We start from the raw sequence: 23489 nt of genomic DNA, 5'->3' as shown, positions 1-23489 counted from the left end.
TCACCTAAAAGGTCGTTACCTATAGTGAATATTGTGCTTAACATGATAATTGGCACAGCATATATTATTATTATGCTTAATAAAACTTCTATGAAGATTTTTTTACTTGGTTTTATAATTCTTTTTACTACAAATTTTGGGTGGGCTCAGTCAGTTTCAGGATCTATTTCTGTTGACGGGGATCGTATTGTCACGAATAATCCAGAAGGAAAAGTAACATTAAGAATTAAAGCTTCTTCAGCTGTAACACATATGAAAATCTCTCGCGATGAGAGTTTTAGAGGTGTTGTTTGGGAGAGAGTGAATTGGGAAAAATCAAATTTTCCAATTATACGTAGAGGAGAAGGAGATGGGTTAAAAACTATTTATGCCGTATTTAAAAATGAAGATACCGGAGATGTATCTGAGGTGAGTTCTTTAATGATAGAATTAGATAGAACTCCTCCTGAAAATCCTGAAATCCTAATCAATGGAGGCCTTCCTTACACTAATAATAAGTCAAGAATGGTAACCCTATTTTTGTCTGCAGAAGGAGCGGAGGCGATGAGAATTTCACAAAGACCTGACTTTTATGGTGTGGAATGGATGCCTTATAGAGCAAAATATGAAAAATATAAGCTTTTAGGTATCGATGGCGAAAAAGAAATTTTTATTCAATACAAAGATGCTGCTGGTAACGCTACTAAAATAATCAGCTCTAAGATTACTATTGATATTACGCCACCTGTTAATTGTAAAATGAAAATCAACGAAGGGGAGAAGTTTATTAAAGACTCTCTTGTGACATTGAATTTCTTTGCAGAAGGTGCGTCACATATCCAAATTAGAGGTGGTGATGGTTGGATCGATTATGCTGAAAAAGTGCCTTGGAAGCTGTCTCCTGGTGATGGAGAGAAAGTTGTTTATGCTCGTTTCAGAGATGAAGTAGGTAACTATTCTAGAATTGTATCTGGCCGTGTGATTGTGGATACAACTCCTCCAAGATTTGGTAGAGTAATTATTGATGACGGTAGAAAGTTTATTGATAATCACGCAAAACATAAACTTCAATTAATCATTCAAGGTGCAACTGAAATGATGATTTCAAATGATGAATCATTTAGCGGAGCATCTTGGATTACATATCAGCCTGTTTTTCCTGTTTGGAACTTTACTATTGGAGATGGTAAGAAAACGGTTTATGTGAAGTTTAGAGATTTGGCAAAGAATGAATCAGAAGTGTATTCATCTTCTGTGATATTAGATGCAACTCCTCCTCAAAAACCAAAAATTGATATTGTAGCTGAGGGCATTGTGTTAGATACAGCAAAAAAGGTCAAGCTATTAAAGGACGATCAAAGAATTGTTGATCTAAAGCTAAGTGCTGAAGATGCTCGTTTTATGATGATTTCTAACCAACAAACTTTCTTTGGTGCCCGTTGGATGGTGTACAAAGAGAATGTTGAAAAATGGAAATTATTAGCCGGTGAAGACGGGACAAGAACTGTTTATGTAAGATACATGGACAGAGCGAAAAATGTTTCTGAACCAGCTTTTGATCGAGTAGTTATAGATACAGAGCCACCACTAGGAGGTAAAATTGTTATCGATAACAATGCAGAATTCTCTATCGATAAAGAACATTATGTGACGTTAAAGCTTTTTGCTCGTAAGGCAGACTTTATGCAAGTTTCTAATGATCCAACTTTTATGGATACCAAATGGGAGACTTATAAAACGATCAAAAAATGGAAATTGGATGATAAGGATGGTGTGAAAACTGTTTTTGTAAGGTATAAAGACCTTGCTGGTAACGTTTCTGAGCCAACTTCAGATAATATTATCTTAGATACAAAGCCTCCGTTTAGTTGTTCTATTATTGTGAAGAACCACAAAGATGGAGTAGTGAACCATCCAGATGCTATTGCACTTATCCGCGTAAATGCTGAGGATGCGATTAAAATGCAAATTAGTAACCACCCTAACTTTGAGAAGATTAGATGGATAGGTTACTCAGAATATAATATTCCTTGGAGACTTCCAGGTGAGGATGGAGTTAAAGAAATCTATACAAGATTTATGGATGAGGCTGGGAATATCTCAGATACTTATTCTGTAAATGTAACTCTTGATAGAACTCCACCAGTTCAAGGATCAGTAGAAATTGCTGAGGCGAAAGATAAGTTGACAAACCTTACTGATGTGAATCTGAATATTTCAGCTAAAGGAGCCTACCAAATGAAGCTCTCAAGTAGATCTGATTTCAAAGGGGCAGAATGGGAGAAGTATACAACTGCTAGAAAATGGAAGTTCCCTGAAGGTGATGGACTTAAGTTTGTTTATGTCATCTTTAGAGATGAAGTAGGTAACTTGTCTAGACCAACATATGCTTCTGTAGGTGTCGATACTGATGCACCAAGAGAGGGTAGTATTCTAATTAGCAATGGGGCAAAGTATTGTACAGATCCAGATGCTGTTGTGAAGTTGAAACTTAATGCTAGAGGTGCTACTAAGATGATGATCTCTAACGATAAGGACTTTACAGATGATCAATGGGTGAAGTTTAAATACTATGTATACGATCATTATTTATCCGCTGCGGAAGATGGTGAGAAAACAGTCTATGTGAGATTTAAAGATGACGCAGAAAACGTTACAGATGCTGTTTCTGCAAGTATTTTACTAGACCGTCAAGAACCAGTCAACGAGAGATTGATTATCAATAATGGTGAAGAATATACGAATGATAAATCGGGTAGAGTATCGCTAGAGATATTTGCTGAAGGAGCTACTGAGATGAAAGTTTCAAATGATAGATACTTCAAACAAAATATTAAGTGGGAACCTTATGCAACTTCAAAGGATTGGTTAATTAAGCATTCTACAGATGGTGAGAAATTCGTTTATGTGAAATTTAGAGATGAAGCAGGAAACGAATCATTAATCACAGAAGGTAGAATTACTTTAGATACTACTCCACCGATTCCACAGTTTGTGAAAATCAATAGCGGAGCAACTGCTGTAGATTCTCCAACTGTTACCATCTCCACTAAGGCAAGAGATGCAGCATTTATGATGGTTTCTAATAAACAATCATTTGTTGGAGCTGTTTGGAGACCTTACACTGATAACTTTACTTGGAGTTTAGAGCCAGGTGCGGGTATTAAAAGGGTGTTCATCAAGTTTAAAGATAACTCTCAAAATGAGTCAGACTTTAAATATGCAGAGACAACTCTTTACGAAGGGAATAAGTAAATCAAGATATTAATAAAAATAAGAGAGGCTTTCTACATGATGTGGAAAGCCTCTTCTGTTTATAAAATGGTTAGTGTATGTGTATATAAGTGCGGTATTATGCGAGTTCTGTGTGGCTAGTTTTAATGGAATCAACAGTGTCTGTTAAGATGTTGAATGCATTATTAGCCATAATATTATTTTGATCTAATGTTGGATTAACTTCTACCATTTCCCAACAAACTACTTTTGGATCCTTTACTAATGTAGTATTTATGATCCTTGCTTCTTCAACTGATAACCCATTGGCAACAGGTGTACCTGTACCTTTAGAGATAGACGGGTCCATGCTGTCTACATCAAAAGAGATGTATATCATATCACATTCCGATAATTGATCAAGTGCTTTTTGAGCCGTGTTTAAAGCTCCTAGCTCTCTCACTTCTTTTACTGTAATGTTTGTGATATTATGTCTATTTAGAATAGAGTTTTCTGGTTGTTCAGTGTCTCTTACACCGATAAATACAACATCAGAAGGCTCAATTTTTTTGTCTTCTGTTCCTACGTTTTTAATATCCTCCCAAAGCTCTAGTGTTTCATCTGAAGGTGTATTGACAGCTTCTTCTTTATTGTCTATGTGTGAAACCATAGCTAACGGCATACCATGCATGTTGCCAGAAGGAGTAGTGAAAGGAGAGTGGAAGTCTGCATGGGCATCGATCCATATCACACCTAACCTTTTATTCGGGTGTGCTTTTTTTATCCCAGAGATTGTACCTGCAGCTGTTGAGTGATCGCCAGCTAATACAATAGGAGTAATATTTTTTTCAAGAGTTGAAGCTGTAGCATTACAAACTCTTCTCAACATCGTTAACACTCCATCGATATGCTTTGCTGATGGAAAGTTGTTATTGGTGAAAAGGATGTTATTTACATCATCAATGTTTTGTACTTGATGGTCTCTAAAAAATGTAGATTTCTGATCTAGACTAGCAACAATTAGGGCATCAATACCCATACCTGCTCCTCTCGTCCCTGCAGCGATTTCAGAGCGGACAGTAAGTAGTTTAATATCCATTTTAAAATGATTATGTTATATGATAGCCTCTTGATAATAGAATATAGGGTACAACGATTCAATCCCAAAAATGAGAGAATTGTATATCAAGAGAAGATGGAAGTATGTCTAAAATAAGATTATGAGAATGCCAACAATTGGGATGTGTCAAAGAATTGACCAACCAAAACATACTGGGAATATGTAGTTGTTTTTTGTGACATTGTTTAGACAGTTTAATAATGTGTACCGCAATTATATCTTAAACTTGGATATTCTGCAAATAAAAAAGGAGAAATTTCTTTCTCCTTTTAATATTTTTATCGGTATTAATTGACGCTATTCACAACGAATGCATCCTGAAATCCCATTCGTCGCACTTTTAATTTAAGGTTTTGTGCTGCACTTGGTGAGACTACCGTACCTACCGTATATTTATAAATAGGTTTATTATTTCTTACAATTTTATGCTCTTTGATGATTAATCCAGCTCTTGAAAGAACTTGAAATTTATCATTGGTAGCAGGAACTTTTCGATTAGTAGCTAATATCTGAATACTATACATTCCTTGCTGAACATTCTTCTTTTCATGGAACTCTTTAAAGCCTTTGTAAATAGCATTTGCTACTTGCTTCTGACCATTGACAGAGTTTAAGTATTGTCTTTCGTAGGGATTAGATAAGAAACCACATTCAATAAGTACAGAAGGCATAGTCGTATTTTTTAATACAAACAAATTGTAGCCTCTATCTGCTTTATTCATAATACCTCTAGATTGTAATAAGGTATTACGCTCAATGCTATTTAATATTTTATTGGCCAATGCCACACTTACTTGGTCAGCATTAGTATCAACATGTGCTTTAGCACCAACGATCCATTTATTAGGATTACTGTTACTGTGAATACTAATGAAGTAATCAGCATTAGCAACTTCTGCAAATTCTACCCTATCCTCAAGACTTACATAAGTATCTGAGGTTCTTGTATAGTAAATCTGTACATCAGGCATTGATGATCTAATCATTAATCCTAATCGTTGAGCAATGATTAGATTAAGATCTTTTTCATGTTTATGGTGCTTACTTCCTCTTGGTTTGCCAGGGTCTTTCCCTCCATGTCCAGGATCAATGACAACGACAAATTTAGATTGTGCTGATGATTCATTATGACAAATTAGGGTAAAGCAAAACAATAAAAGTAGAGTAGTAAATAGTGTATTATTCTTGAATAACATTTTACTTGTTAAGTTGGGGAAGGTTGTAATTGTTAATTAAATTCTCTAAAAGATTGTTGACACTTTCTAAAACTACTTGATAACAATTTTCAAACCCTTCGATACCTCCATAATAAGGATCATCGACATCAGAGTTAGACTTATTATTATCATAACTTCTTAGTTTGAAAACCATTTCTTTTTCTTCATCACTTTTTGCAAGTCTAATAACATTTTGATAGTTACTGTCATCCATTACTACAATATGATTAAATATGTCGAAATCTTCTGTAGTAAATTGTCGCGCTCTGGATAATAATTCAACACCGTGAGAATTGGCAGTTTGTCGCATTCTGCTATCTGCTCTTTCGCCTGCATGACCTGCATATGTTCCTGCAGAATCAATATTAAAGTAGTCATACAATCCTTTTTCTTGAACTATATGGTGCATTAGACCATCAGCTAGTGGTGAACGACAAATATTTCCTAAACAAACAAAAATGATGTTGATCTTATCAGACATTGCTGAAATAAATAATAGTTTTAAAAAATAGAGTATAGGACAATAGTGTAGTGATAATATAGGTACGAATTTTAAGAATCAGAATGCTATTGAGTATACTTCTACCCAAATTAATTTCTTTATTTGACTTTTTACCAATACTATTGTAAAAAAATCATTTTTTACGGAAATTATTTTTGAAATTCATATTTCCACTTAAATAATCTAATAAGCAAGCCACTTTATATTGTATGAAAAAAATAATTAAAAGCGTGTTGTACATTCTTATATTCATCATTGTTTCATCATTAATTTTTTTCTTTTGGGCGAAGTCTCCAACAATGGATGAAAAAGATTATGCACAAATTAAATCCTTTGATAATGCAAACCATGTTAAGCCTTCAGATTCTACAGTTAGTGTTATTAGTTATAATATTGGGTATTTATCTGGTATGACAAATAATACATCTGTTAGACCGACAGAAGAGTTTTATGCTGGGAACATGAAAAGTGTCTTACAAAGCTTAAAAAAATATCCGGCTGATATATTAGCATTGCAAGAAATAGATTATGGTGGGAATAGATCGTATAATGTTAATCAATTTGATGTGATCGGTAATGAATTGCAATACGAAAATGGTTGTAGATCAATTAATTGGGATAAAACATATGTTCCATTTCCATATTTTCCACCGACTGTACACTTTGGTAAAATGTTAAGTGGTCAGGCAATCATGACCAATTATCCAATTGAAGATTACGAAAGGGTAGTTTTGTCAAAAGTACAATCACATCCTTACTATTATTCTGCAATGTATTTGGACAGATTAGTAGAGAGAGTGAAAATTAAAGTTGGTGATCAAGAAGTGATGGTTTTTAATGCCCATACAGAGGCATTTGATCAAGATACTAGAGTAAAGCAAATAAGGTTTTTGAAAGATTGGTTCTTGAGAGAAGCTGAAAAAATGCCTGTCATTATGGTGGGAGACTTTAATTCGGACCCTTCTTACGAAAATGCAGGTATATTAGAACTTTATGATAATGAGAAAATAGGAGCTATGTGCTCAAAAGAAGGTTTAAAAAAGGATGGCACATTAACCTATCCAACTGATAAGCCTTATGAGCAACTTGACTTTATTTTCTATTCAACAGAACATTTTGAATTAGAAGATTGGAAAGTATTGTCAGATTTCGGTCAAGTTTCTGATCATTTTCCTGTCTATGCAAGCCTTAAATTAAAAAAGTAAGATATATAGGAAATTATTAAAGAAAAGCATTCTAATCTGAATGCTTTTTTTTTGTAGTTTTGTTTACTTATGAAATACGCCGTTATAGACCTTGAAACAACAGGAGGGTCAGTAGCCCAAGGAGGGAGAATAATAGAAATTGCCATTATCATTTTAGAAGATGGCGTAGAAATAAATCGATTTGAATCATTCGTTAACCCCGAAATGAGTATACCACCGTTTATTTCGAAACTTACGGGTATCAAAAACAATATGGTTAAAGATGCTCCTAAATTTTTCGAAATAGCAAAACAAGTGGTTGAAGTAACAAAGGATTGCCTTTTTGTTGCTCACAATGCTGATTTTGATTACAATTTTGTTAAGGATGAGTTTAAAGAATTAGGCTATAAATACAGAAGAAATTCTATCTGTACTGTAGAACTATCTAGGGTGCTATTGCCTGGAAAGCAATCTTATAGCTTAGGTAAATTGTGTGATGAAATAGGAATTCCTCACAATAAAAGGCATCGAGCAATTGGTGATACAGAAGCAACGGCAAAACTATTTCAACTTCTACTAGAACAAGAAAATGCATTACAAACCATCGAAGAAATGACGGTTTATGATGTGTACAGTAGTAAAAGACACTATCAATTATCTAAAGATATTATTGATAACCTTCCTGATGAGACGGGTGTCTATTATTTATATAACAAAGAAGAGGAGTTGATTTATGTCGGAAAAAGCAAGAATATAAGAAAAAGAATACTCCAACACCTTTCTAATAAAACAACTCCAAGAGCGGTTCGAATGGCTGATATGGTACGTAATGTAAAGACTACGTTGACTGGTAGTGAGTTGGTTGCATTACTTCTAGAATCTGACGAAATCAAAAAATATCAACCTAGGTTTAACCGAGCACAAAGGCGAACGAAACAATATTTTGGGATATATAAGTTATTTGATGAGAAAGGATATATCAATTTTAAAATAGCTCCTTTGTCTGAAGGTGATTATCCGGTGACTACTACATTCTCAAGAAAAGAAGCAGATAGAATTCTTGATAGAATGATAGATAAGAACGAATTATGCCCTAAATTATGTGGAGTAGATCATAGTAAAGCAGCATGTTTTAGGTATCATCTAAAAACATGTAAAGGTGCTTGTTGTGATGAAGAAGCAGTAGAAAGTTATAATAAAAGAGCAATGGTAGCGGCTGAACGTTTTGGTTACGGTGTTCCAAATATGTTTATTCTGGATAAAGGTCGTGACGAACAGGAGAAAGCTATTGTTCAGATTGAAAAAGGCATCTATAGAGGTTTTGGTTTTGTAAAAAACAAGAAGGAATATTCACCTTCTGAATTAAAGAAAGCTATTAAATCTTATAAAGATAATGCTGACGTAAATAAGATTATTCGTGGTATTCTCAGAAAGAAAAAAGGGATTGAAAGAAAAATATTTTATTAATCCATTTACTCTTTTTCTATTTTGGTTGATTGGTTCAACTGCAGTTTTTGGACAAAATGCTGTTTTGCAGTTTTCGAATCAAACAATACAATTGGGTAAAGTGGATGCCAATACAACGTATACGATTACAGTTCCATTTAAGAATATCGGTACGGATCCTGTTGAATTACTCAAAATTGATACTGATTGTGGTTGTTCATCGGCTTCTTGGACAAAAAAACGAGTAGGAGTTCAAGAGGAAGGGAGTATATCTGTAACTTTTAAACCGGTATTAGGAGAAACGCCATTCTATCGAAATATTATAATTCAAACTGATGCTAAAATAGCCCAATATACACTTTCAATTCAAGGTGAAATAGTTTCAAATCATCCGACACCTTCTACTAAAGATTACCTGGTGGATTGGAAAGAACATGTTAAAGCAGTTCCCATTTTTTCAGGGTATCATTTTAATATAAAAGGTGAAATAGATGAGGTATCAACCATTCCAATCTACATTACTAATGTTGGAGATAAATCATTATTTATTCAGAATGTCACCTGTAAAGGTTTTGAAATAGAAAGTGTTCAGTTGCCGAAGACTATAAAGAAAGGAGAGGTGTTATCTTTCCCTGTAAAAGTGAAAATGACAGAAAAAGGAGTTCAACAACAGTACCTTAAGGTAAATACTGATGAAAGGACAATTCTTATTCGAATACGTACGACAACAATTTAAAAAATGCCCATTGTAAAGCCATCAAAATTAAAAGTACCATTTTTTCAATTTAATGGTCACTTACAAACTATTGTACCCTCTGCAAAACGAAAAATCGAAGATGTTAATTATCGAAGGCAAAGAGTTGAATTGAAAGATGGAGACTTTTTGGATTTAGATTGGTCTATTACAGATAATGTGTCTGAAAGATTAGTAATTATTTCCCATGGTCTTGAAGGTGGGGCAGATCGCCATTATTGTAAGGGAATTGCAAAGATTTTTAATGAGAAAGGTTGGGATGCATTGGCCTGGAATTGCAGATCATGTAGTGGAGAATTAAATCGATTGCCAAGGTTTTATCACCATGGAGATGTGATAGATTTTGACGTTGTAGTTGAAGAAGCAAGAAAGAAAGGGTATAAGAAAATTGCTTTTGTAGGTTTTAGTATGGGCGGTGCTATTCTAATGAATGCTTTAGGGACTCCAGAGTTTAATAAGGAAAATATAGTGGGAGGTGTGGCCATTTCAACACCAATTGAGCTACAACCAAGTAGTGATGAATTAGAAAAAAGAACAAAAAGGATATATAATCAGAAGTTTTTTAAGAAGCTTAAAGCTAAAGTTATTGCCAAATCAAAAATTATGAATGGTATAGATACCACTCCTTTGCTAGATGAATCTTTCAAAACTTTGAGAGATTTTGATGAAGCCTATACTGCACCATTACATGGGTTTGAAAATGCGTCGGAGTTTTATCACCAAGCAAGTGTGCAAAGAAGGATACACAATATTCAACACCCAGTACTGATTTTGAATGCTAAAAATGATCCTTTTCTCACAAAAGAAAGCTATCCGGTGGAATTTGCATCACAAAGTGACTATATTTCACTAGAGATCCCTAAGAAAGGTGGACATGTTGGGTTTTCTATTGTAAATTCAGATTTTACTTATGCTGAATTAAGAGCAATATCATTTATTCAAAAAATATCACTTTAGTAGCTAAATAAATAATGAAACAACTTAGAGTAACAATATTAGTATTGATGGGTTTCCTGTCAACTGGATTATTATTTTCTTGTCAGGATAATCAAGGTGCAAGCTCAAATTTAGAAAAGTCATTTTTACCAAGTTCCAAGGGTAAACCCGGAGAGATGGTATTAGTTATTGACTCCAATCAATGGAATAAGAAAGGGAGTGTAGGGCAATTACTTTATGAAACCGTTTTAGGTAAAACAAGAGGGATCTTGCCTCAAAATGAACCTTCATTTACTGTTACTCAAGTTCAACCATCTGGTTTTAATAATATTCTTCGCCAAGCTAGAAATGTGTTGATTGTAACAACATTCGATAAAAAAAATAGAGAGTCGAAAGTGGTGAACTCATTTTTTGGAGAAGGAGTTATCAAGAGTTTATTAAAAGAGGAAGATAAATACTTCTTTATTAAGCAGGATGTATGGGCTAAAGATCAAACAGTAATGTTGTTTTTTGCAAAAGATGAAGCAACAATGCGAGAGATTTTAGCAAATCCAAGCAAGCAATATTATTTAGGAGAGCCTTTCCATGAGGTAGAAACGAAAAGACTACAGAAAACGCTTCAAAAAGAATATGATAGAAATACAGAGCGTTATTTGAAAGAAAATTATAAGGTGAGTATTCATACTATGCCAGGTTTCAAAGTTGCTCAATCGGATAAAGATTTCTTATGGTTGCGTCATCCTGAATTGTCATTCGATAACAATATTTTCTTTGTGAAATTTCCATATACTGACGAAAAACAATTTGATCCAGATTATGTATTGAATCTACGAGATAAGTTAGCTAAACAATATTTATATGGGGATCCAAGTAACCAAAATTCTTTTGTAGTAACAGAAGATAAAATTGCTCCTGAAGTGAGATCTGCCAAAATAAATGGAAAACAGGCCATGGAAATCAGAGGACTTTGGAAAACTAATAACCTGTCTATGGGAGGGCCATTTGTAGGTTATTTATTTCCGGATAACTCAGGTGCAAACTTATATTATGCAGAGGGGTTTGTCTTTGCTCCAGGTATGGATAAAAGGGAACTGATGAGAGAAATGGAAGCTGAACTAAAGACTTTCAAAGATTTAAATTAAAAGAAATTTATGTATTATTATATCAGTGGGAAGTTAGTTAAAAAACTTCCCACATTTGCTGTGATCGATGTACAAGGCGTTGGTTATGAAATCAAATGGCCTTTGAATGCATATAGCCTTTATAATGAGGGCGATCAAGTGACGCTTTATACATATTTGTATGTAAAAGAAGATGTTCAGCAATTGTATGGTTTTGCTTCAGAGAATGATCGAAGCATATTTTTATTACTAATTAGCATCTCTGGTATTGGCCCCTCAACTGGTCTCGCTTTTTTATCTTCACTATCAATGGGAGAGATTTGTTCTGCCATTATGCAGGAAGATGTAAAGACGATTCAGAGTGTTAAAGGTATCGGTGCAAAAACTGCTCAAAGAGTAGTTATTGAATTAAGAGATAAAATTTCTAAATTGCAGTATACGGGAGAGCTTATGCAATCATCTACAGCTCCTGCAGCAGATACTGCAAAAGTGGATGAAGCAATGGATGCTTTAGTAGCATTAGGTTTTACCCGAGCAGCAGCACAAAAGTCTATAAAACTAGTAATCAAGAAAAATGGGGCAGACTTGAGTGTTGAGAAATTGATTAAATTGGCATTAAAACAAAATTAGCCTATAAGTACTACTATTACTTTTTTTGCACATTTTTAAAGTGCTAACTGTTACATTAAATCTTCAACTCCATTTTGTTTCGCTTAAATAACGCAGTTTTACTATCTGTGCTTACTCTATTTTTTATGTTCCCTGTTTTTGTGGGAGCCACCAAGAGTAATGCAACTCCGATGTATTTCCAGCAGGATCTACCTCAGGAGGAAATGAAAGAAGATCAGGATACTACTAGGTTCAAGCCTTCTAAACCCTATGAAAAAGATAGGGTCGGGGACCCTGTGTCTTCACCTCAATACAGTACTCCATTATTAGGTACAACACCTGGAGTCTCAACGGAAATTTCTATTGATAGCTCCGGAGCATCTTATGATATAAAGGAGACATTAAACGGTAATCTTGATTACAGAGAGCCTTCTTATATCCCTTATGATGCATATAGAGATTATCTCTTTAAAAAACATATGGAAGGGTATTATAAGACGCTTTCAGTGCAACAAGATGGTGGAGATGCTTTGCCAGGGCAAGATGGAGGTCGACTTATTCCAGAAATTGAGTTAGGTAGAGTGGCAGACTTTCTATTTGGAGGTAGTACACTTGACTTTCAATTGAATGGTAGTGCAATGCTCGATTTTGGTCTACTTTTTCAAAGAGTTGATAACCCACAAGTACCAGTAACACAACAAAGAAACGGAGGATTTAATTTTGATCAACAAGTTGGTCTTGGAATGGTAGGTAAGGTAGGAGACAAACTAGAGCTATCATCCAATTTTGATACGAAAAGTACTTTCCAGTTCGATCAGCAGTATAATATGGCTTACACTGCTTACGATTATGATATCATTCAAGATATTCAAGTAGGTAATGTAAGTTTTAATGTACGAAACTCATTAATCACAGGAGCTCAGAACCTGTTTGGTGTATACAGTAAACTAAGGTTTGGAAACTTATATGTGAGTAGTGTTTTCTCTTCACAGCGAGGATCACAAGAAACCATTACAATTAAGAATGGAGGGCAGAATAGAGAATTTGAATTTAGAGCAGATACTTATGATAATAACCGACATTTCTTCATAGGACATTTCTTTAGAGATAAATACGAAGAATCATTAAAACAAACACCTAACGTTATTTCAGGAGTAGTGGTAACGCGTATGAAGGTGTATGTGACTAACCGTTCTAATGATACTCAAACACAAAGAAACTTAGTAGGTTTGATGGATTTGGGTGAAGCAAACCCTTACAATCCATCATGGGGAACAAACACAAACCCAGTAGCAGATAATAATGCCAACACACTTTATAGTTCAGTAAAGAATTTAAATAGAAATTCAGATGCTATAAAAGGACAGTTAGAGGGGTTAGGAATGGAAAATGGTGCTGAATTTGAGATTTTACGTTCAGCAAGAGAACTAACTCCAACAGAATTTACCTATAACCAACAACTGGGATATATCTCATTGAATACACCTTTAAGAAATGATGAGATCTTAGCTGTAGCCTTTGAATACACTTACAATGGAGCTACTTATAAAGTGGGTGAATTGAATGAAGACCTACCAAACTTATCACAAGATGAAGTGATGTTTATGAAGTTGTTGAGTCCTTCGACTATCAATACTTCTTTGCCAATGTGGGACTTAATGATGAAAAACATTTATTCCCTTCAGGCTAATTCAATTCAAAAAGAAGATTTTCAGTTTAGAATTATCTACAGAGATGATGCGACAGGTGTAGATAACCCAAGTATACAAGAAGGTCAGAATTTAGCCAATGTTCCGTTAATCGAAGTGACAGGTCTTGATCGTTTGAACATGAACCTAGAATTACAGAAGGATGGTAACTTTGACTACATTGAAGGAGTAACTATTGATTCACGAAATGGTAGGATTATATTCCCAGTTCTTGAACCTTTCGGAACAACATTAGAAAATGACTTTGAGCCTAGCGAAACGAATTTAGTCGAAAAATATGTGTTCTTTGATCTTTATCAAAAGACACAAGCAGACGCAGTATTAAATACTAAACAAAATAAATACTTCTTAAAAGGTAGTTATAAAGGAGGTTCATCAAACGAAATTTTATTACCTGGAATTAACATCGCAGAAAATTCGGTAAATATTACTTCTGGTGGTGTAACCCTAACAGAAGGAGTACAATATACGGTGGATTATCAATTTGGTAGAGTTACCATTTTGGATGAAGGTGTACTTAACTCAGGTAAAGATATCCGAATTACTTATGAAAGAGCAGACCTTTTCAACTTCCAAACAAAGACTTTGGCTGGAGTTGATTTAGAATACCACTTTAGTGAAGATTTTATTATCTCAGGTACATTGATGCACCTGTCAGAAAAACCTCTAATCTCTAGAGTAAACGTTGGTAGTGAGCCTGTAAAAAACACCATGTGGGGTTTAACAATGGATTATACCACTGAGTCTAGGTTCCTAACTAAGTTAGTTGATGCCATTCCAGGCTTAGATACTCAAGAAAAATCGACGTTCTCATTTAAAGGCGAATTTGCTCAACTAATTCCGGGTACACCCAAGTTAATTGGTACTGATGGAACGGGTTATATTGATGATTTTGAGGGAGCAGAAGTACCATATGATCTTGGACTTAATCCTATTTCATGGGCTCATGGTAGTACTCCTCAATATATATTAGATCAGCAAGGGTGGGGAGTGGCACCTCCAACTACTCCTGAGGATTCATTGGCCTATAATCATAGAAGAGCATTATTAGCATGGTATAATATTGATAATGTATTCTATTATACTTCAGGTTCAACAAGTAGACCTGCCAATATATCGGATCAAGATATGGAAAATCATTACGTTCGTTTGATTCCATATAATGAAGTATATAAAAACCGTCAAGCGAATCAGATCAATACCAATGAGGTGACTTTTGATTTAGCGTATTATCCAACCGAAAGAGGACCATATAACTACAATACTGACCTAAATGCTGATGGTTCACTTAGGGACCCAAAACAAAATTTTGGAGCCATCACAAAAGCAATTACAACAGATGTAGATTTCGATAACTTGAATGTTCAGTATATCGAATTCTGGATGATGGATCCATTTATTACAGGTCAAAATGCAGAAATAGAAGGGCAGAATAACACGACTGGTGGTAAAGTTTTTATTGACTTAGGTAGTGTTTCTGAGGATGTTGTGCCAGATGGAAGACATTTCTTCGAGAACGGTATGACGACTAATAAATCGTTATTGAATCAATCTGTTTGGGGTTATTCTCCAACGACACAGTTCGTAAATAATGTATTCAGTACTGCCGTTCCAAGAGATGCACAGGATATTGGTTATGATGGTTTGACAAGTGAAGAAGAAGCAGAGTTCTTTAAAACTTATTTCATAGATCGTTTACCTAATATCTTATCACCAGAAGCTTTAAATCAAATTCTTTCAGATCCATCAGGAGATGACTTCCAATATTACTTAGGTGATAATGCAGATGCTCAAGACCTAAAAGTGTTAGAGCGTTACAAGAGGTTTAATGGAACTGAACGAAACTCTCCAGAGAACTCTGGTGGTAGTAATTATACACCATCCAACTCAAGCTATCCAAACAACGAAGACTTGAATGGAGATAATACTCTAAATGAACTTAATGCTTATTTCGAGTATGAATTGGATTTACGTCCTGGTCAATTAGAAAATAGCAAATATGTTGTAGATAGAGTGACTTCAGAAGCTCCTGAAACAAGAGAGCTAGTGACTTGGTATCAAGTAAGAATTCCAATTAGAGATGATAGTAACTATACTAAAGTAGGTAGTATTGATAATTTCAAGTCAGTGAAGTTTATCCGTTTATTTATGACGGATTGGGAGCAACCTGTCGTATTAAGATTATTGAACTTCCAGTTAGTTGGTGCACAGTGGCGTCAATATGCAGAGAATATTGAAAATGAAGACCTCGCGCCATCAACAGCAACTGTAAATATTTCATCTGTAAATATTGAACAAAATGGTGTAACGGATGAGAGTGGTAAAATACCATATGTATTACCTCCAGGATTCGAAAGAGATTATGATGCTACTTCAACGGTCACTAGAAGAATCAATGAACAATCTATACAAGTTTGTGTTGAAGATTTAATGGATGACGAAGGCGTAGCTGTATATAAAAACTTTAGTCTCAGTCTTGTCAACTATAAACGGATCAGGATGGAGCTCCATGCTCAATCAGAATCAGCGAAGGATGAAGAATTAACGGCATTTTTAAGAGTAGGTACAGATCTTACCGATAACTACTATGAAATTGAAGTGCCACTATATATCACTCCTAGGTATTCTACTACTCAGAATGCCATTTGGCCTAGGGAAAACGAAATCGATGTAGCTTTAGAAGAGCTTTATAATATTAAGATAAAACGTAATTCTGAAGGTGCAGATCGAACTGTTCCTTATCCGGCGAACCTTACTACTGCTAATCTTCGACAATATAAAGTTCGAGTGGTGGGTAATCCTGATATGAGTTCTGTACAAACTGCAATGATTGGTGTAAGAAACCCATTGTCTGAAGATGCTGCAAAACATGATGTTTGTATTTGGGCGAATGAATTGAGAGCAACAGAATATTCAACGTTCTCTGCTTGGGCCGCCAATGCTTCGGTTGATGCAACATTAGCGGATTTCATGAATGTGAAAGCCAATACAAGGTATAGTACTGTAGGTTTTGGTGGTATTCAAGATAAAATTGGAGACCGTCAAATGGAAGACAACTTGGAATTTGGTGTTTCGGCTAATATTAACTTAGAGAAAATATGGTTAAATAAAATTGGTCTATCGGTACCTATCTATATGAGTTACGACCGGAAAGGATCAAATCCATATTTTGACCCATTAGACGCCGATGTTCCTTTATCTGTTTCTGGAGAAGTTAGAGGTAGTTACTACGAAGAACAGGTGAAGTATCTTGAGGAGGCGAGGAGTATCAATGTATCCAACTTGACCAAAATCAAGATGAATCCAGAGGCTAAAAGCTATCCATGGGATATTGAAAACTTAAGTTTGAGTGGATCCTATTCTGATAGAACAATGAGGGATAAGAATACACAAGCAAAAGATTTTAAACAATGGAAATTAGGGGCCGCTTATACTTATCAATTACCACTAAAAGCTTGGGAGCCATTTAAGAATTCAGATAGCAATTCTGATTGGGCTGCTTTAGTAACAGACTTTAATATCTTACCAATTCCTAGTTCTTATTCTGTGAGAGCCGATTTGGACAGACAATACAGATATACACAATTAAGAACCTTAGATTCTAACGGTGAATTTACAACAGAAGGCATTCTGCCTACTTACGAAAAAAGTTTCTTATTTAACCGTGGATACAACCTAGGATGGAATTTAGCTAAGAGTTTAAAAATTGATTACGCAGCAACAGCAAATGCTTTGGTCGATGAACCTGAAGGAAGTATTGATACTGATGTCGCTAAAGATTCAATTTTAACGAATCTGAAGAATTTTGGTCGTATGAAATTGTTTGATCAACAGATCTCAGGTACTTATAATATTCCTATTAATAAAATTCCAGGCTTAGACTTTGTTGGAGCAAATGCAAGATATGTGGCAGGGACAACATGGACGGCAGGAACATTGGGAATTGCAGATACTTTAGGTAATACAATCTCAAATAATCAGCAAATCTCATTAAACTCAAAACTTGATTTTAATACTATCTACAAGAAATTTGGTTATGTAAATCATCTTGAAAACGGTACAACATCAAGAAGTAGATCGAGATCGAGAAGAGGGCAAAGTAGAAATCAGAAAAAAGATAATACCCGACTTGCGTATCAAAAAGTGAAGCTAAAAGATAAGTTGAAAAAGCTTAGAACAGAGCAATCTAAATTGAGAAACGCCGATAAGGATAGAGTCAATAAAGAAAAAGAAAAGATTGAAGGTAAAGTCACAAAACTTCGTGAGAAGATTGAAAAATATAAATCTAAGGACAAGGACTATGCTAGTTTAGAAGAAAAGATCCAGATTTATAATGTGCAAATGGATACTCTTAATGCTCAATTAGCAAAAGAAAATCCTAAGAAAAATAAAAAATTAGATGCTTTAGCTGTTGAGATCAAAGACACTGAAGAGGAATTACTAGCAGTAAACACAAAATTAAAAGAAAGAGGAGACGAGCCTCAAAAAGGTTTTGGTGAAAAAGTAGGAGATACTGGTATCCGTTTAGCTACCATGCTAAAAGATATTGATATGACATACTCTGAGAACAACAGTACGACTCTTCCTGGTTATATGCCAACTGCAGAATATTTTGGTTTTGATAGTAAATACAATGCACCTGGAGCACCATTTATATTAGGTAGTCAAGACCCTAATATACGTTTTGAAGCCGCTGAAAGTGGTTGGTTAGCACCATCTGAATATTTGAATAATCAGTTCGTACAACAGAAAAGAGAGGAGTATAGAGTAAGAGCGAACATAGAACCTATTAAGGATTTCAAAATTACTCTGACTAGTACTTCATCAAAGACAGAAGCATATTCTGAGGTGTTTAGGTTTGATGGTGCTATTGGTACATATAACTCATTGTCACCAACTAGAACAGGTTCATTTGGTATCAGTTTCTTCTCGCTACCTACTGCTTTTGCAAAACCAAATGGTGATAATGAATCTGCCAACTTTGATAATTTTGTAGACAACAGAGAAGTGGTCCAGGATAGATTAAACTCTACTAATCCTACTACACAATATGGAGAGAATGATCAAGATGTATTAATTCCGGCATTTATCGCTGCATACACTGGGCAAAGTGCAGAGAATGTAAATTTATCATCATTCCCATCTTCTTTCCCAATTCCAAATTGGGATGTGAGATACACAGGATTGTCTAAAATGAAGGGATTAAAAGATACTTTTAAGTCGATTACCATTTCACATGCATATCAATCTACGTATACAATTGGTAACTATAACTCTTCTTTACTATATGGAGCTACAGAAATTGGCCCAGATAAGGATATCAATGATCAGCCTGCTGCTAGAACAGACGCAGAAGGTAATCTTGTTCCTGTTTATGTCATTAACCAAGTGAATATCGAAGAGCGTTTCGGTCCATTAATTGGTATCAATGTGAAGTTGATGAATGACTTGCAGATTAAGTTTGATTATAATAAAGGACGTATGTTATCATTGAACTTATCGAATGCTCAGGTGACAGAGCAACTAAACAATGATTTTACAATCGATATTGGCTACACAGCTTCTGGTATGAAGTTGCCATTTAGATCGAAAGGTAGAACAACGGTGCTTAAAAATGATATTACATTTAGATTGGCACTTTCAATCAGAGATAATCAGACGACTCAATATAGAATGGATGAGGAGAATGTTGTGACGGCAGGTAATATGAACTTTGCATTGAGACCAACCATCAACTATCTATTAAATGATAGAGCAAATCTTCAGTTCTATTTTGATAGAACAATCAATGATCCAAAGGTGTCTAATGCATATCGAAGAACATCTACAGCTGTTGGTGTTCAATTTAAGTACTCACTGACGCAATAAAATATTCTTTATAAACAAAGAAAGCCTGAATCATTAGAGATAAATCTAAGATTCAGGCTTTTTATATTGGTCAATAATTCTTTTACAGATTACCTCTTAAAGCTTGCTCTCTTTCGATAGCTTCGAATAGCGCTTTGAAGTTACCTTTACCGAATGATTTAGCACCTTTTCTTTGTATGATCTCAAAGAATAAAGTAGGTCTATCCTCAACAGGTTTTGTGAAGATTTGAAGTAAGTACCCTTCCTCATCTCTATCTACAAGAATATTGAGTTCCTTTAGTTTTTCAATTTCTTCATCAATATCACCCACTCGGTCCTTAAGATCCTCATAGTAATTATCAGGGACATACAAGAACTCGATTCCTCTTTTTCTAAGCTCACTTACTGTATGGCAAATGTCATCTGTAGCAACAGCAATATGTTGTACACCTGCACCATTATAGAACTCTAAATACTCTTCAATCTGAGATTTTCTCTTGCCATCTGCTGGTTCATTGATAGGGAATTTAACATATCCATTACCATTGGATACCACTTTTGACATGAGTGCAGTATAGTCTGTAGAAATATCATTATCATCAAAAGTTAATAGAAGCTTAAAGCCCATGACATCTTCATAGAATTGAACCCACTTGTTCATTTCTCCTAATTCAACGTTACCTACACAATGGTCAACATACTTTAGACCAATCGGAGTGATGTCCATTAAAGGTTCTTTGGCTACGAAATTAGGAAGGAATGCTCCTGTGTAGTTTTTTCTTTCCACAAATGTGTGAATAGTATCGCCGTAGGTTCTGATACTTGCCATAATGACTTCTCCATTCTCATCTTTTTGTGTATATGGAGCTTGAACACTAGCAGCTCCTCTTTTGATTGTCTCTTCGTATGATTGACGAGCATCGTCTACCCAAAGAGCAAGTACTTTAACTCCATCTCCATGTTTGTGTACATGGTTGGCGATGACAGATTTAGATTCTAGTGATGTGGTGAAGACAAAACGAAGTTTATCTTGTTGTAGAACATAGCTAGCACGGTCTCGGATTCCTGTCTCAGGTCCAGCATAAGCGACAAGTTTAAAGCCAAATGCTGTTTGATAGAAGTAGGCAGCTTGCTTAGCATTACCCACATAGAACTCGATGTGATCTGTACCATTGATAGGCAGAAAATCCACATCAGTAGTGTGATGTTTCTCTGAGATTAGCATGTGTTTTAAATAATTGTGTGTTTAAATTGGTATAAAAAAGATAAAATAAAAGGTAGCTGAAACTACCTTTTATCATTTATGTTTATGTAAATCTTGATTTCTAAATAAGTGATAGTAAGTATAGTTATTTGTACGAAAATTAGTTAGTTAAGTTGATCTTTCAAAATTCTGAACTCCACAATTGGTGAAATTCTCTCATATAGAATGTTATAAACGGCTCTTGTGATTGGTAGGTCATTTTCAATATCTAACCTTTTTGCAATTTCATAGATACTCTTTACAGCATAATAACCCTCAGCAACCATCTGCATTTCAAGTTGTGCTGCTTTAACAGAATACCCATGGCCAATCATATTACCAAAAGTCCTGTTTCTACTAAATTGAGAATAAGAGGTCACAAGCATATCTCCTAAATATGCTGTTCCTAATAAGTTTCTTTTAATATGGTAAGCTGCCTTCAAAAAGTACTGTACTTCTTGCATTGCATTAGATACTAAAACTGCTTGAAAGTTGTCTCCATAGCCTAATCCATGGGCGATACCACATGAAATAGCAACGATATTTTTCATTACAGCAGAATATTCTACACCATAAATATCTCTAATAGATGTTGTTTTAATGTAACGGTTTTGCATGGCCTCAGAGAGTTCTTTTCCGAACCTTTTGCTCCCAGAAGCAATAGTTAAATAAGCCTGCTTTTCCATGGCTACTTCCTCTGCATGACAGGGACCGCCAATAACAGCAACACGCTTATGGTGTACACTAAAATTCTTTTCGATGTGTTCAGTAACTAGAATATGTTTCTCTGGTATTAGTCCCTTAATGGCAGAGATAACAAATTTATTTTCAAAATCTTTTGGAGTTAGATCTTTTATAGCATCAAGAACAAAGGCTGCAGGGACAGCTAGAAGGATGCAATTCGCTTCTCTGATAGCATCTTTTATATTACTGAAAGGGATCACATGTTCCGGAGAGATCTTGGCTGATGGTAAATATCTAGGATTAGAATTGTACTGTCTGATATGGTTAATATCATCCTGATTTCTAATCCACCAATGTAACTTGGTTTTTCCTCCATCTGACAAGATTTTCACTAATGCGGTGGCCCAGCTACCTCCTCCAATTACTGCAATTTTAGAGATGTCTGGAATAACATTTTGGTCTTCTAAGAACTGTGAATGTTTTGTTTCTTGTCCCACGTATAATGATAATGTTGATTTAATCGTAAAAGTAAATAATCAATATGATTATAAACGTAAATTGTCTACTTCCGTTTACAAGTATGCTGTTTATTTACTTCGTTTCCAATTCAAAAACATACAAAGTAACACCATTTTAACTGATAGTTAATACGAAATTCATTCAATAATTTGTTTTTTATTGTCAATAATCAAAAATGTATGTTAATTTCTGTAATTATTTTAATAAGGCGTTGTTTTATTTTAATTTTTTGTAATTTTGCATAATTCAATACTATCTAGAAAATAATCAGAGATGAAAGATATACAACCATTAGAAAGTTGGTCAGTAGTGAAAAATGGGGGTCCCATTGCCATTGCTGGGCCATGTAGCGCAGAATCTGAAGACCAGTTAATGGAAACTTGTCGTCAGATTACAAAAGAGATTGACATTACTATGCTTCGTGCTGGTATTTGGAAACCACGTACTAGACCAGGTTCATTCGAGGGTATCGGTGAAGAAGGTTTAAAGTGGTTTGCTAATGTTAAGAAAGAATTGAACATGCCAATCACAACTGAGGTAGCAAATGCTCAACATGTTGAGTTAGCTCTTAAGTATGGTGTTGATGTTCTTTGGATCGGTGCTCGTAGTACTGTGAACCCATTTACTATTCAAGAAATTGCTGATGCATTGAAAGGTGTGAAGGATGTTCCTGTAATGATCAAGAACCCTATCAACCCAGATGTAGCATTATGGAAAGGTGCAATTGAGCGTATTTATGGTGCAGGTGTTCGTCAGATCGCTGGTATCCACCGTGGTTTCTCATCATTTGAGAAAACTCAGTACAGAAATGTACCTATGTGGAAATTAGCTATCGCTTTAAAAACAGAGCTTCCTAACTTACCATTAATTTGTGACCCATCTCATATCGGTGGTACAAGAGACCTTATCTACCCAGTATCTCAAAAAGCAATCGACTTAGACTTTGACGGTCTAATGATCGAAACACATAGAGATCCAGATAATGCTTGGTCTGATGCTTCACAACAAGTTACTCCAAAGCGTTTAGCTGAGATCTTGAACGAAGTGAAAATCAAGAAAAGTACAACTGATGCTGAAGAAGTAAACTCTCAATTAGAAACTTTACGTTCTAAAATTGATCGTTTAGATAACGAACTTCTTGAAGTTTTATCTCAAAGAATGAAAGTAGTTAACGAAATCGGTGACTACAAGCGTGATAACAACTTAACAGTATTCCAAGCAGGTCGTTGGATCGATATCTTCCAAAACCGTCCTGAGCAAGCTGAAAAGTTAGGTTTGAGCAAATCTTTCATGGAGCAAGTATTCAAACTAGTTCATGACGAGTCTATCCGTCTTCAAACTGCAGTAGTTAACACTGAAAAGGCGTAAGCTTTTTTATAGCTATATACAAAGGCGGTTATATCTTA

14 protein-coding genes are annotated in these 23489 nt (G+C 35.0%); 9 read left to right on the top strand and 5 right to left on the bottom strand.

The window, feature by feature from the left end; genetic code table 11:
* Window positions 1–90: 90 nt before the first annotated feature.
* On the top strand, window positions 91–3234 hold the full coding sequence (locus HGP29_RS05310) for a hypothetical protein (protein ID WP_168881336.1): 3144 nt from the start codon (window positions 91–93) through the stop codon (window positions 3232–3234).
* A 97-nt stretch (window positions 3235–3331) separates the two neighbouring features.
* Here the strand turns inward: HGP29_RS05310 and rocF are convergent, their stop codons facing one another.
* The 3 genes from rocF to HGP29_RS05295 all read right to left on the bottom strand — a co-directional run bounded on the left by rocF (window position 3332) and on the right by HGP29_RS05295 (window position 6010).
* Window positions 3332–4291: an arginase gene (gene rocF, locus HGP29_RS05305; RefSeq protein ID WP_168881335.1), complete on the bottom strand. Its 960-nt coding sequence runs from the start codon at window positions 4289–4291 to the stop codon at window positions 3332–3334.
* Between the two features lie 308 nt (window positions 4292–4599).
* Entirely contained in the window at window positions 4600–5508 is a 909-nt protein-coding gene (locus HGP29_RS05300; RefSeq protein WP_168881334.1) for an N-acetylmuramoyl-L-alanine amidase, read from the bottom strand.
* A gap of 1 nt (window position 5509) precedes the next feature.
* Complete coding sequence (locus HGP29_RS05295) at window positions 5510–6010, bottom strand: low molecular weight protein-tyrosine-phosphatase (protein WP_168881333.1); 501 nt, start codon at window positions 6008–6010, stop codon at window positions 5510–5512.
* A 320-nt stretch (window positions 6011–6330) separates the two neighbouring features.
* Between HGP29_RS05295 and HGP29_RS05290 the strand changes: the two genes are divergently transcribed.
* From HGP29_RS05290 to sov, 7 genes are all read left to right on the top strand, one after another.
* Entirely contained in the window at window positions 6331–7236 is a 906-nt protein-coding gene (locus HGP29_RS05290) for an endonuclease/exonuclease/phosphatase family protein (RefSeq protein WP_168881332.1), read from the top strand.
* A gap of 69 nt (window positions 7237–7305) precedes the next feature.
* Window positions 7306–8682 carry a 3'-5' exonuclease family protein gene (locus HGP29_RS05285; protein WP_168881331.1) on the top strand — a complete coding sequence of 459 codons (1377 nt, stop codon included), beginning with the start codon at window positions 7306–7308 and terminating at the stop codon, window positions 8680–8682.
* Window positions 8660–9397 carry a DUF1573 domain-containing protein gene (locus HGP29_RS05280; protein WP_168881330.1) on the top strand — a complete coding sequence of 246 codons (738 nt, stop codon included), beginning with the start codon at window positions 8660–8662 and terminating at the stop codon, window positions 9395–9397. Before HGP29_RS05285 ends, HGP29_RS05280 begins: the two co-directional genes overlap by 23 nt.
* A gap of 3 nt (window positions 9398–9400) precedes the next feature.
* Window positions 9401–10372 carry a YheT family hydrolase gene (locus HGP29_RS05275; RefSeq protein ID WP_168881329.1) on the top strand — a complete coding sequence of 324 codons (972 nt, stop codon included), beginning with the start codon at window positions 9401–9403 and terminating at the stop codon, window positions 10370–10372.
* A gap of 14 nt (window positions 10373–10386) precedes the next feature.
* Entirely contained in the window at window positions 10387–11493 is a 1107-nt protein-coding gene (locus tag HGP29_RS05270; protein ID WP_168881328.1) for a DUF4837 family protein, read from the top strand.
* Between the two features lie 9 nt (window positions 11494–11502).
* Complete coding sequence (ruvA, locus tag HGP29_RS05265; RefSeq protein WP_168881327.1) at window positions 11503–12102, top strand: Holliday junction branch migration protein RuvA; 600 nt, start codon at window positions 11503–11505, stop codon at window positions 12100–12102.
* 107 nt (window positions 12103–12209) lie between these two features.
* Window positions 12210–19658, top strand: a complete 7449-nt coding sequence (sov, locus tag HGP29_RS05260) for a T9SS outer membrane translocon Sov/SprA (protein ID WP_168881326.1) — start codon at window positions 12210–12212, stop codon at window positions 19656–19658.
* 82 nt (window positions 19659–19740) lie between these two features.
* On the opposite strand, the gene hppD is transcribed toward sov, so the two are convergent.
* Entirely contained in the window at window positions 19741–20862 is a 1122-nt protein-coding gene (hppD, locus tag HGP29_RS05255) for a 4-hydroxyphenylpyruvate dioxygenase (RefSeq protein ID WP_168881325.1), read from the bottom strand.
* A gap of 143 nt (window positions 20863–21005) precedes the next feature.
* The gene (locus HGP29_RS05250; protein ID WP_281615852.1) at window positions 21006–22061 is read right to left on the bottom strand and encodes an NAD(P)H-dependent glycerol-3-phosphate dehydrogenase; all 1056 of its coding nucleotides are present in this window, start codon (window positions 22059–22061) and stop codon (window positions 21006–21008) included.
* Window positions 22062–22356: 295 nt separating this feature from the next.
* Here HGP29_RS05250 and HGP29_RS05245 point away from each other — a divergent pair, with 295 nt between their 5' ends.
* Entirely contained in the window at window positions 22357–23451 is a 1095-nt protein-coding gene (locus HGP29_RS05245) for a chorismate mutase (RefSeq protein WP_168881324.1), read from the top strand.
* The last annotated feature ends 38 nt before the right edge of the window (window positions 23452–23489 follow it).

It is taken from the genome of Flammeovirga agarivorans, from assembly GCF_012641475.1.
Taxonomy (GTDB): Bacteria; Bacteroidota; Bacteroidia; order Cytophagales; family Flammeovirgaceae; genus Flammeovirga; species Flammeovirga agarivorans.
Note: the sequence above shows the minus strand (reverse complement) of the source record. Positions and strands in the feature narration are given on the sequence as shown.